Here is a 12858-nt window from a genome sequence, read left to right on the forward strand (position 1 = left end):
GAAAACGAAGAATCAGTAGTCTAGTTTTCATTGGTGGGAATAAACAGAAAAAGTGAGGTTTCAATCCTTTGGCGGATGTTAGACAAGTATGCCCTACCTCCTACTGACAATAATAAAAACATCCTTTGAGAATAAGCACCTCTCAAAGGATGTTTTTTTGTAATCGTTCTTACCCTTCATTAAAAATCTCATGATTGATTTCATTGACAGATTTAGCAACCAAGATTGCTGAATAGACATCTGAATGAACATTTAAGATCGTACGCAACATACCAACCAGCCATTCAACTCCTCCAAAAATTGCAATGCTTTCAATGGGTAAACCCATTTGTGGAACGATGATTGCTAATGATACAAGTCCAGCACCCGGTACCACAGCATTTGCCAACGAAACAAAGGTAGCGACAACTGCTAAATAAATCAACTTCGTTAAATCAAAATCTACTTGGTACATTTGAGCGATCGTCATTACCGTCACAGTCATGTGTAGTGCTGAACCATTACTATTTAATGACATCCCTAAAGGTAACACCAGATGAGTGATTCGTTTGCTTAATCCAAGTTTGTATTGTGCTTCTTCTAGTTCCACAGGCAAAGTGATCGCTGAAGAAGTGGTTGCTAAAGCCACTAGCGACATGTTTTTCATGTTACGAATGACTCGTAATGGGTTTAAATGGCAAAAAAGAGTAATGATCAACAGCCAAAAACCTAAAAACAAGATCGTGCCGACACTATAAACCAGTAAATACTTCAACAACGGTACAATCACTTGGATCCCTAGTTGACTAATACTTGACGTGACCAGTGCAAAAATCCCGATTGGAGCCAAGCGCATCACATAATTGATTACTGTAATAATTACTTCGTTAAAATCAATCACCAGTTGGAAAAGCTGTGATTCAGGGTGCTTTTGTAAATAATGATTTAACGCCAAGCCAAAAAATAGCGCAAAAACAATGAGCTGGATGATCGTCCCTTGTGCGAGTGACTCAAAAATATTTTTGGGTACAAAATTGATGAACGTTTCTTGAAGTGAAATCTCTTGGACTTGAATTGTTTCGTGTGATTCTCTTAAGCTGATACCTTGTCCCGGATGAAAGAAAACAGCAATTACTATCCCCCAAGCAGCTGCTAAAAAGGAAGAAACTGCAAATGCAGCCATGGTCCTTGCTCCAATGCTTGTTAATTCTTTGAGCTGAATACCTCCGAGTGCTTGAATGATCTGTCCTAAAATCAATAAGGGGATTACCATCTGCATCAGTCTTAAAAAGATTTCACCGATTGGTTTCAATACAACGTTACTTTCAGGAAAAATAATCCCCACAATGATCCCAATGAATAAAGCTAGACTAATTTGCGTGATCATGGATAATTTTTTCATCGTCTTCTACCTCATTTGTCGAATCACTGGCATTAAAGAACTCTCCTAGTAGCTCATTTCTCATTTACCTACTATCTATATCGTGTAATGAACTACAAATTCTCCTATTTATCTAAGAACAACCGATTCTTGATGTGACTTATCCTAAGAGCTACTTTAGAGCTATTTTAGAGCTACTGTCCCATCTGCGTTGAAAACACAAATGAGTATTTTTCAACCACGACAGACTTAGCTCAACTTCTCCCTTTTTATGATTCACTAGGTAACGTTTCTTCTTTTGCTAAAAATGCAAAGAGAAACAAACCAATGGCTAACAATACACAGGATAAGTAAAAGCCAACTTGCATTGATCCTGAAGTATCTGCTAGATACCCCGTTACATAAGGTGCTAGAATCGAGCCAGACATCCCGATGAAGTTGTATGCACTAAGGGACGTTCCTAATGCCGATTTAGGTGCATGCTTCGTTACGAAAGTTACCATAATAGGATCTAAGGCTAATTTGCCAGTCAATCCATACAAGATCAAGACCGAGATCAACAACGTTCGATTGGTGACAAAAGCAATCGCAAAGACTGAAAGAATTGCCAAAGGAACCAAAAGAAAAACTAATTTTTTTGTAGCACCGGTTTTATCATTGATCCGTGCAAAAAGGAGCGCTCCAGGAATCGATGCCCAAGGTACCAAAGAAGAAATAAAACCAACACTTGCTCCAGTAAAACCACGCTCAGCGATTAAAAACTGTGGTAACCAAGTAAGAATCACAAAATTGGCATAAATACTGGTAAAACAGAGAATGAACGCAGCCACTAAATTACGATTGCTAAAAATTTGTTTTAATGAAATTTTCTCTTTAGGACCTGTTTCTTCTTCTGGTTCTTCTCCTGGACGAATCACTTTTTCTTTTAAGACTGTATAGAACAAAAGCCCCACAATCAACGTGGGTAATGCCATAATAAAGAACGGTTTACTCCAAGATTCACCATTTTCTAATACTAATTTACTGGATAACAGATAACCCCCAGAAGTACCAAAAGCCATGCCGCTATTAATAATGGCATTTCCAATCGTTCGTTTACTTTTGGGGATTGCTTCAGTAGATAACGCAAATTGTGGTCCATAGTAAGCCCCTTGTCCAATTCCTGCGATCGCTCGAATAGTTAAAAACAATACGAAAGTAGTCGCTAAACCACTAAAATAAGTAGCTACAGCTAACAAAAGAAACCCAACCGTAATAATCAATTTTCGACCGATCTTGTCACCGATTATCCCAAAAGGAATCTGTGCGATCGCATAAGTTAAGAAAAAAATACTATTTGCTAAACCTAGTTGAGTATTACTCAGACCAAACTGCTCACCAACCACTCCCATGATCGGATTGAAAATGGTTCGTGTTGCATACATGAGAATCCAACCGATGAAAAAAATAGCGACTACTTTGATCCAGTAGCTATTTCCTACCCTGACTGCTTGCTGTTGTTTGCTATTCTCCATGTCTCTTCCCTCACTTTTCGTTTTCTATTCCTTGTAAAGCTAATAACAGCCCAAAACATAAATCTTTGCCCGATGTGTGACCAATAGCCATCAATTTTGCGATCAATTGATCTAGTTTTCCATAGTCCGTTTGGGAAAGTGCGAAAATTAGTTGATAAAAGAAAGAATTGCTATAACCTTTCATAGAACTAATGATATAGGCCTTACTGACATCAGTTGTAGCTAATTCAGTCAGCTCAAGGGAACGCATCAAAGCGTCTCCTCGAGCATCTGAACAAATTGTCAACATGAGCAGGTAGGCGATTAAAATGTCATCACCACTTGGCGTTAATCCTTGTCCTCTTCCAATTAAATAGTGAATCAACTCCTGCCATTCTTCCGAACGCCAGTAATGATTTTTTTGACTCATTTTCTCAAAAAAATGACGAGTTCGATTATCAAGCGGAAGACCGATTTTATTTGTTAGGTGTTGTTCTTCTAACCTTGTTTTCAAGGTTACCTGTTGCGCTTTCGTCAACGTTAATTGGGGAAGATCCAAGGAAACGATCGTAGAGGGGCTCAAATGAATTTTTTTGACGCCTGCTCGACTATAAATCAGCAATTCCTCTTCACTGAATCTTACTTGATTTCCTTGTTGGATAAATGGTAACAACTCCTGAAATAGAGAGTGAGGTAAATTAATACCAAAGCTAGAAAGATAATCATAGTAATCCGCTAGATTGATCAACTGTCCGCCAATCTCAATATTAAATGACCGATTAAAGACACTGTGGATTTTCCCGATTTTCCCAAACTGATGCAATGGAATCAAATAATCACTGATTTTACAATTTTCTCTAGTCAATGATAATCCCTAGTTTCTCAGCATAGGCTTCTAACGCTTTTTCAAAACAAGCAAGTGGGGCTCTAACTGTTCCTGCACCAATTTGACCGACTCCTGGATTTTTATGAGCGATTCCAGTATTGATGACAGGAGTGATTCCTGTTTCTACCACTTTTCGGATATCAATTCCTAAACAAGTCCCTTGAAAATCCCAAGTTGGAATAGAAAAAGTAGCATTATGGGTGGCGCAGATCTTAGCCATTTCATTAGAAGTGGCAAGTGCATCCGCAAACCCTCCAGCACCGACAAATCGTGTCACGCCAGGCGCTGCAACCATCGCCATTCCGCCAACCCCGACCGTTTCCGTGATGGCACTGTCACCAATATCAGGATTCCCGTCTGCTTCACTGAAACCTGTAAAGTACAGTCCTTTAGGGGTATTTACCGGTGCTTTATGCCATGTATCTCCTGTTTCCGCGATTCGGATACCAAAGTCAACCCCATTACGTGTCATGGTGGTTACAATTGTCCCTTTACTGCCTTGCCGTGCACCATCAACCATGGCTTTCCCTGTTGCCATCATGATATTCAAGAAAAATTGATCCGTGTCCGCCAAGAACTTGATGACTTCGTATTTTTGTTTTTCTGCAATAGTCGTTTGGATAATCAATGGTGCCAGCTCTTTCAAAAAGTTCAACGAGGCAGCAATATTGCGTTGATGAAATTCATCCCCCATCGTGATAGAACGTGCAATCAACACATTTAGATTCAACCCATTGTCGGTCAGCGCCAGCGCTTCAGCAATTGTTGGTCCTAATACCTCTTTGATCCAATCAAGGCGATCCACTACTTCTTGCGAATAGGCACCGAAACGAAGTACTTTGCCGATTCCTTCATTCAAAATACAAAATGCTCGATTTCCTGCTAATCGATTTTCTACAACAAAAACCGGCATATTACCAGAAGTGATTCCTCCCATCGGTCCAACAGCTTGTACATGATGACAAGGTATGAAGCGGACTTCATTCGCCTCAAATAATTTTTTGGCTTCTTCTTCGTCTTCTGCCCAACGTTCAAAGAGTGCTGCTCCAAGACAAGCTCCTTTCATCGGACCGGTCATTCCTTCCCAAGTAATGGGCGGTCCAGCGTGGAGTAACGTTTTCTTTGCTGGCTCATTTAACTCTGGAATCACTGATTTTGCTGGTACTACATCAATCAAGAATGGTTGCGCATTTTTGATTTTTTCTGTTACTTGTTGATTTTCTTCTTCTATTTTTTCGTTGTATTCTTCTAAGCTATCCAAAAGTTTGATCATTTTTTGATTACCACTTGCTCTTGGTCGCCAATTAAATTGAACGGTTTGTCCACCATAAGCAAGGATCGATTCAGTAAAACTTGGCAGACCAACGTTTATGATTCTTGGTTTTGTCGTCAGTAATTCCATGACACGTTCACTCGGTTGAGGAACTTCTACCGTTCTCCCAGTATAAGGAAGTAGTTCTTTATCTACTTCAGATAACGTGACACCCTTTAATAGGAGAGCTAACTGAACAGCTTTGGCATTGCTTTCAGTCACAAATACTCCTGCCTCTTGCAACCGATCTACAGCTGATTGACGATCTTGCGGATCATTGGCCGTGCCACAAACTGTCGCCACAAAATAAAGCAATCGCCCTGCTTTTTCAGCCTGCATTTGTGCTTCTTGGATCGCTGGTAGTAGCGCACCAACCATGTCTTCATGCGCTCCGTAGCCCAAAACGACATCAAGTAAGATAACGCCCGTATCTTGTGCCGAAGCATATTCCTGAATCTTTTGAATCCGCACTTCGGGATCGATCATTGGATGAGGTTTTCCTTGAGTATAGCGATCATCGCCTAAGTCAATCACTTCATACCCTTGCGATTTTAAAACATAGCCTTCCGTTTTCACTAAGCCACCAAGATCCAACGCTTCAGAGATCAGCATTCCTGCCTCTGCAGCTAAAGTTCCACCAGAATATAATCCTTTGACCACTTTTTCTTGTGGTAAAACTGGCACATCGGGTTTTTCTATTGATTGAAAGTAGTTTTTCTTGATTACTTGCTCATTTGCTAAATCAACAGCGATTTGAGCAGTTTCTTCTAAGGTATGGGCTAAATAAACTTTTCCTTCATGGTTTGTTGGCTTTTCCCCTAGGAAAATCGCAACAACCGGTTTTGTGATGCTCTGTAATAATTGTACGACTTCATCGCGCACAGCTTTTGCAGGTGGCTTGGAAATGACACAGATCACATCGGTAGGTTCATGATGTTCCAAAGCAATAATGGCATCTTTAACGGTAGTTGCTCCGACTTTGTCACTGAGATCTCGCCCACCTGTACCGATGGCATGGACCACGCCGCCACCTAGTCGATCAATGATCGTCGTCACTTCTTGGATGCCGGTGCCAGATGCGCCTACGACTCCAATATTTCCAGGTGCGACCACATTGGTAAAAGCAATTGGAATGCCAGAAAGAATCCCCGTACCACAATCTGGTCCCATCATTAATAACCCTTTTTGATGCGCTAGTTTTTTCAAACGTACTTCATCTTCAATCGCAATATTATCTGTAAAAGAAAAAACGTGTAAATTATTTTTCAACGCACGTTCCATTTCTGCTGCCCCATATTCTCCTGGAATACTGAACAAAGCAACATTTGCCCCTGGTAAAAGATCCAATGCTTCTTGCCAAGAAGTCACTGTTTGGTTATCTTTCGTAGTACTTTTTGCAGACAAATCAGCTAAAAACGTGTCGACTAGCGGTAGTACTTGATCCATTATTTTTGGGTCTTCACTTGAAACCACGATCATCAGATCATTTGGAGAGGCAGTTTTTGCTTCATCTGTTAACAAATTGGTATTATTTAAAATATCTTTATTCGCATCTGTTCCCATCATGATTTGACTCATGACCACTTGTTCAAGTGAGTTGATTTTGTTTGTTAAAAGCATCAGATTGATTGAATCTTGGTAATTATTTTTTAAAATGACTGTGTTTAACATCCTTCTCCTCCTCTTTCTTTTGACACTATTATTGTAGGACATTAAGAAAGTGTTTTCATCGGACGTATTTCTAAAAAAATGCTATAATTTTTATCCATAAAGGGGAAAAAGGAGGAAACGATGAAACTAAAAGAGCTTTTGACACTAGGTGAATTAAAAAAAGGCGAGATCCTAACGAAAGACATCGGTTTAGACAATGAAGTAACAACAGCGATGATCTTAGAAGCGATCGATATTGAGAATTGGAGTAAAAAAAATCAATTGATTCTCACTTCTTTTTACGCTTTAAATGATTTAACGGAAGCAGAGTTAGAAGATTTTTTTGTTAAAATGTGCCAAATCGAAATCAGTGGGTTGATTTTAAAGACAGACCGTTTTATCAAAACGATTCCTGACCGATTTATCCATCTATGTTTCAAGTACCGTATTCCTTTGATCAAGATTAAGCAAGAGGTCAGTTATGAAAAAATCCTTTTGACGATTTATGAACCTTTGTTAAATACCCAGTCCCATATACTCCGAACGTATTATGAAGTTCGTCAACGTTTCAACCAATTAGAACGCCAGTCTTCCTCTATTGAAACGATTATGGAGGAATTTTATCGAATTATAAAATTACCCTTTTCATTAAAATTGATCGACAAAGGAATCGAAATCAGCGATGGGAAGATTCCTCGAGATGCAATTGTTTTAGCACGAGAAACTTTGCGCAACACTGATTTCACCAAAAATGATTATTCCTTGTTAACACTATATGCCCATACCAACCCTCAAAAACACTATGCGCTTGAAGTAGCGATTTTCAATAATTATTCAGCAAACTGTTTACTTTTAGTCTATCTTCCAGATGATGTCGTCAAAGAAACTGATTTAGTGATTATCGAAAATGCAATTGATGCCCTCCAAGAAAAATTCAATACCGAAAGTCTCTTAAAAAAAGAACGTTACACCCGGTTGAACAATTTAGCAGATGCCATTTTACAAAATACGCCTAAAAATCCTGATGAATTAAATAGTTTACTTCATGAAGTCCATATGTTGTCAAAAGATTCTTATCAAACTATTGTATTTCCGACAAAAGATACCCAAACACAATTAATGAAAACCCGGATCATTTCACTACTGCGAACCTTAAAGAAAGAAGCAATCTTCTTTGATCAGCATCACTATTCGGCTGTCTTATATAATTTCGATCAGGCGGATGGACCGATCACAAAAGCTTATTTGCAACGGGTCGTCCAAGACTTTCTCTTAGAAAATCCCTACTTAACTTTTGCGATCAGTAGCTTGAAACCCAAACAAGGAATCAAAGAACTATTATTTGAATGTCTTGATATTCTGAATTTCAATCGAGATTTTTACAATGGTCCGATTGTGACATTAGCAGACATCGGTATCTTCAAACATTTTATTCAAGAAGAACAACTTCAATCCATCGAAGAAAGTCTTCCTCAAAACTTAGTGGCACTCGCTCAAACAAACTTTGATCTCTTTGAAACCTTTTACTGTTTTTTACAAAATAATCGTAACTATAAACAAACTGCTGAAAAAATGTTTCTCCATTCTAAAACTATTCGCTATCGTTTGCATAAAGTAGAGCAATTGCTCGCCATTGATTTTAACAACGCTTTTCAGATGGCCAACTATGAAATCGGAGCTTATGTAATCAAAATGAGACAGCGCGCACTGGAAAAGAAAGAATAGTTGATCAATGAAAATCTGGTTGGTCTTAGAAAAATATCACTTACTAAAAAAGCCTGAACTTTTAATCTCCTTTAAAAAAAAGGAATTAAAAATTCAAGCTTTTTTTATTGAGATGATTTGTCTCACTACCAAAGGAGCAGACTCAGCCAAAAAATCAGCCGTTTCACTAGCCTAAGAATTCAAACACATCTGCTCGATCATATAGTTTCAATACTTTCTCACATAAAAACTGAGTGAACAATGCTGCCGCAACTGGGACGACTAACCAGCTCAAAACAACAAGAGCCGGATTTAGACCTGCATCTAAAGAAGCTAAAGGACCAACTAAGCCAACGATCCCAAAACCAGCCGAGGCAGGGGTTCCTGAAATAGACAACAAAGCAACTGGAATAGCTGTAATCACTGCACTGATCAGACAAGGAACGAGAATAACCGGTCTGCGAAACAGATTAGGCATCATCATCTTCATCGCTCCTAACGTAATGGCGATCGTCACTCCTGATTTATTGACTTTCCACGAGTTCACGATCAAAACGAAAGTCGTTGCTGCGACACCCATTGCTGCCGCTCCTGCTGAAACACCATCTAGTTGGATTGCCACTCCGATTGCTACGGTGGAAATCGGTGAAATGATCAAGAAGGCAAAAGAACAGCCAATCAAGATCGACATCAGTAAAGGTTGTAGTGTCGTGAAATTATTGATAACCGTTCCGATGGCTGAGGTAATATCTGCCACATAAGGATAGAGATAAAACCCGATCACCCCTGCGCCTACACCAACAACGATCGGAGTCAACACAATCGCTACCGAACCAAACCGTTCACCAATCAGATAAATCAACCCAACTGCGATAGAAGCAGTGATCATCGTATTGATGATATCGCCTGTACCAGCACCAACATACACACCTGTTTCACCAAGCTCAGGAGTAAACTTCACCACCCCTGACCCGACAAATGCGGCACCAGCCACCACCATCATCTTCATCGGTGCAAAACCAAATTGCAAAGCAATCAATCCACCGATAATCAACGGTGTCGCTAATTGGAAGATAACCGCCATTTGGGCAACAGCCATCGCAAAAGAAGAACCACTAAAGTATCTTAAAATCGCCCCTAATACTGCGTTAGGAATCAATCCGATGATAATCCCCGTTGCTGTACCAGCTAGTACTTTGTTCAGAAAAATCTTTGGTGACATGCTTTGTGTCTGTTCCATCAATTATCCCCCTTTATTTTACCTGCAAGCTATCTTCTTTCGCATGGATCAATTCTGTTAAGAAGTCACAATAAGGTGTTGCAATACCATATTTCTTCCCTTTTCTTGAAACCGCACCGTTGATGTAGTCGATTTCCGTCAAGCGGTGATTCTTGATCAAATCTTGATACATGGATGGATAATGTAATCCGATCGTTTCTGGATCGAAACAAGATTCACAATGAGCGATCACTTCTGGGATATCTAAGTGGATATTTTCAGCTTCTGCCACTGCCGCAAATTCACGAACAATCGTTTCCACCATCTTATGCGCAGTCGAAGTTTGACCTAACCCTGCCATGTTCACATCCAAAATCGTGCATAACCCATTCATCGTGCCATTCACACAAGCTTTACGGTAAATGGAATAATGGATGTTATCAGAGAATTTCGCATGTAAGCCTGATTCTGATAATTTTTCAGCTAGTGCTTTCGCTTGTTCTTCTTTGCCTTCTCCAAGATTTTGCAGCTCAATTGAACCACTTCCAAACAGTTTGACTTTTCCAGGTCCTTCTAAGCCCGCCGTCCACATGGTGTTACCAATATAAATGTTTGCCATTGGAACAAATTTTTCAATGATATCTTCATGTCCGATACCATTCAATAAGCATAATACTTCCGTTTCTTCTTTGATCAATGGACGGATATCTGTTAGCATTTTTTCTAATTGCATCGCTTTAGTAAATAAGATGATCAAATCTACCTGATCTTCTTCGCCTACTTCTGATTGAAGAACGACTGGTAACTTCTCAACTACTTCTTTGCCATTGAAATCTGCTTTTAACCCATGCTCTTTGATTTGTTGGACATGATCTGCCCAGCCGTCGATCAATAGTACTTCGTTTCCACCTTGATGTAACATCAGACCGAAACGACTTCCCATCGCTCCAGCTCCTGCAATTGCAATTTTCATGTTTTATTCCTCCCTTTTGCCTTACATTATACCTATCTAAGATTTATTACACAATTTTATTCTATAGCTTAGCCTTCTTTTTACACTACTTTACGTGAAATCAGCTTGCCTAAGAGAAAAATGGGCAATCCTAAACTTCTCCGTTCAATTGGAAGTTAGCAGAAAGATGTTTCAAATTACTTCCTTCCATCACTGCAAGCACAAAAAAAAGTAACCGAACATCAATAGAAAGCTTTCGGCTACTTTGGCAATGATCGATTAGCAGTGATCCCTAAGACAAAAGCAAGCGTTCCTCTCATACAAGAATAAAACCAACGCCCTCAACATTCACGGATCATTCTTCCGTTTCGACCAACATTTTCATTTTTAAGATGAATTCTGTAAAATTTTCTGCACCCGCTAACAATCGCACATTGATCGGATCAGAAACGATTTCGATAAACATTTCAAAAAAATCATTAAATTCTTTGGCTTCATCTTGTGAAATGGCAACTAAAGCTACGATTTGAACAGGATATTCGTCCCATTTGAGGGTTTCTTGCAAGGTCATAATCGAAAGGGCACTTTTTTTCGCCTGTTGTTCCAGCGAGTGGGGTACTGCGATACCTGATGGGAAACTGGTCGATGACATCGCTTCTCGTTTTTCCATCCTCTGGGAAAATTCTTCCTCCACATACCCTGTCACTAACAATCGATCAAACAATTTTTCTCGAATCATTTTAGGTGTCTGATCGGTCGGATCAAATTGATTAAAATAGAGATCTTCAATAATAAACCGATCAATCAAATGAAACATCTGTTTTCGCCAATTACTTTTTCGCTTGGCAGTCACCCGTTTTTGGATCTTTGCAAAATCTTTACGTGTCAAAATAGGATGGACATATACTGCGCCATTGATTTCAGTCACTCTGTCACGATCAGAAGAGACATAAACGTCATTTTCTTGTACGCTTACCTCATGATGATCAACCGCCACGATCTCCACATCTTCCCCTAGCATACTACGAATATTTTGAACGTTTGTTTCTTCAAAATCATGGTAATTGTTGTGATCAACTAGCACTCGCAGCTTCGGTCTTTTTTCTTTTTTGCTTTCTAAGTAAGCCCCGATGTGTAAAGCGATAAAAGAAATCTCATCCTCATTAAACCAAATCGCTAATTTTTCCTGTACCAACATCGACAAGTAAACCGCAATGTCATACGTTAACGGATAGGCTGTTTTAATATCTAAAAGGCTGCTATTCCGGGTGAACCGTTCATATTGAGAGCGATCATAAAGATTTTGCAGATGGATAGCTAATTTATTGAAAAAAGCTTCATCTTGTAAATCAATCAAATAGGTTTCTTTGACTTTCTCTAAAACTTCATTTAGTGTTTCGATCACTCGAGCTTCAACAATTTTGGACAAGGATAGCTCTTTGCGATTCGTAAGATATTCATTTTGTAATCCAATAAAAAGTAAGGATAACTGCTTGACTTCAGCATCAGAAAAATGAATGTGATAAGTATTTGAAAGAAGTTCAGTAATCTCCACACACAATTGAAATTCCGTTGCATCATTTCTTAATGGAAAGTCCTTCACACTTTTCAAATCATTTCCTTGGCGGATCCGTTCAATACTAATCGCAAAATGAAGCACAATATTGTTCATCGAATAGCGATTGATTTTGATTTTGTGTGAAGCTAAGACATCATGGATGGTTTGCTCTAGATCAATAAGCGAAAGCGTACCAATCATATCTTGGACATGGTACTTTAGTTTTTCCTGGTAATCGCCTTCCTCATACAATAGCGAAATCATGTAACGCCTTTTATCACTTTCTGATCCTTCTAAATAAATTTGATTGGCTTTGATCGTTAATTTCAATTGTTTGTTTTGAATCTCGTTACGTAAAAGCTGGATGTCATTTTTTAACGTTGACTCAGAGAGAAACATCGTGTCTGCCAAATCATAGAGATCAATGCCATGATTGCTTTTTAACAACGTCAAAAACAACTGTGATTGCCGGTCATTCGTTGTTTGGATCACTTGCTTATCCTGGGTAGGTTGTTTGATCCGATACCCTTGATTACTAGAAATAATTTGTTGCTCTGTCTCATTGATCTTTGTGATTTGATTACGAATGGTTCGAGTCGTACAGTTACAAAATGTTGCTAGTTCCGTCGCAGTGACCCAATGCTGCTGTCGTTTTGCAAGATACGCGATAATCTCTCTTTGCCTTTTCGTTGCCACTTTCTATCTCCCCCACACATGTGTTGCT

General features: G+C 39.2%; 8 protein-coding genes. 1 reads left to right on the forward strand and 7 read right to left on the reverse strand.

Annotation, left to right across the window (positions count from 1 at the left end; all coding sequences use genetic code 11):
• Positions 1-169: 169 nt before the first annotated feature.
• From IGK21_RS11290 to fdrA, 4 genes are all read right to left on the reverse strand, one after another.
• Positions 170-1381, reverse strand: coding sequence for a dicarboxylate/amino acid:cation symporter (locus tag IGK21_RS11290; protein WP_034700415.1), 1212 nt, complete (start codon positions 1379-1381; stop codon positions 170-172).
• A gap of 248 nt (positions 1382-1629) precedes the next feature.
• Complete coding sequence (locus IGK21_RS11295; protein WP_034700416.1) at positions 1630-2874, reverse strand: MFS transporter; 1245 nt, start codon at positions 2872-2874, stop codon at positions 1630-1632.
• Positions 2875-2884: 10 nt separating this feature from the next.
• A complete protein-coding gene (locus tag IGK21_RS11300) occupies positions 2885-3718 on the reverse strand; it encodes a DUF2877 domain-containing protein (protein ID WP_034700417.1) in 834 nt (277 codons plus the stop codon).
• Positions 3711-6722, reverse strand: coding sequence for a DUF1116 domain-containing protein (gene fdrA / locus IGK21_RS11305; RefSeq protein ID WP_034700419.1), 3012 nt, complete (start codon positions 6720-6722; stop codon positions 3711-3713). Before fdrA ends, IGK21_RS11300 begins: the two co-directional genes overlap by 8 nt.
• A 120-nt stretch (positions 6723-6842) precedes the next feature.
• On the opposite strand from fdrA, the gene IGK21_RS11310 reads away from it, so the two are divergent.
• The gene (locus IGK21_RS11310) at positions 6843-8426 is read left to right on the forward strand and encodes a PucR family transcriptional regulator (protein ID WP_010720926.1); all 1584 of its coding nucleotides are present in this window, start codon (positions 6843-6845) and stop codon (positions 8424-8426) included.
• 166 nt (positions 8427-8592) lie between these two features.
• Here IGK21_RS11310 and IGK21_RS11315 read toward each other — a convergent pair whose 3' ends face one another.
• From IGK21_RS11315 to IGK21_RS11325, 3 genes are all read right to left on the reverse strand, one after another.
• A complete protein-coding gene (locus tag IGK21_RS11315) occupies positions 8593-9645 on the reverse strand; it encodes a PTS sugar transporter subunit IIC (protein ID WP_010720927.1) in 1053 nt (350 codons plus the stop codon).
• 13 nt (positions 9646-9658) lie between these two features.
• Positions 9659-10597, reverse strand: a complete 939-nt coding sequence (locus IGK21_RS11320; RefSeq protein ID WP_034700421.1) for a 2-dehydropantoate 2-reductase — start codon at positions 10595-10597, stop codon at positions 9659-9661.
• Between the two features lie 334 nt (positions 10598-10931).
• Positions 10932-12830 carry a BglG family transcription antiterminator gene (locus IGK21_RS11325; RefSeq protein ID WP_063627566.1) on the reverse strand — a complete coding sequence of 633 codons (1899 nt, stop codon included), beginning with the start codon at positions 12828-12830 and terminating at the stop codon, positions 10932-10934.
• Positions 12831-12858 lie beyond the last annotated feature (28 nt).

The organism is Enterococcus sp. DIV1421a (genome assembly GCF_051711025.1).
Taxonomy (GTDB): Bacteria; Bacillota; Bacilli; order Lactobacillales; family Enterococcaceae; genus Enterococcus_B; species Enterococcus_B hirae.

What these genes read in the sequence shown, in the direction of transcription:
- IGK21_RS11290 (WP_034700415.1), bottom strand. Translation starts at nt 1,381, where the DNA reads ATGAAAAAATTATCCATGATCACGCAAATTAGTCTAGCTTTATTCATT.
- IGK21_RS11295 (WP_034700416.1), bottom strand. Translation starts at nt 2,874, where the DNA reads ATGGAGAATAGCAAACAACAGCAAGCAGTCAGGGTAGGAAATAGCTAC.
- fdrA (WP_034700419.1), bottom strand. Translation starts at nt 6,722, where the DNA reads ATGTTAAACACAGTCATTTTAAAAAATAATTACCAAGATTCAATCAAT.
- IGK21_RS11310 (WP_010720926.1), top strand. Translation starts at nt 6,843, where the DNA reads ATGAAACTAAAAGAGCTTTTGACACTAGGTGAATTAAAAAAAGGCGAG.
- IGK21_RS11315 (WP_010720927.1), bottom strand. Translation starts at nt 9,645, where the DNA reads ATGGAACAGACACAAAGCATGTCACCAAAGATTTTTCTGAACAAAGTA.
- IGK21_RS11320 (WP_034700421.1), bottom strand. Translation starts at nt 10,597, where the DNA reads ATGAAAATTGCAATTGCAGGAGCTGGAGCGATGGGAAGTCGTTTCGGT.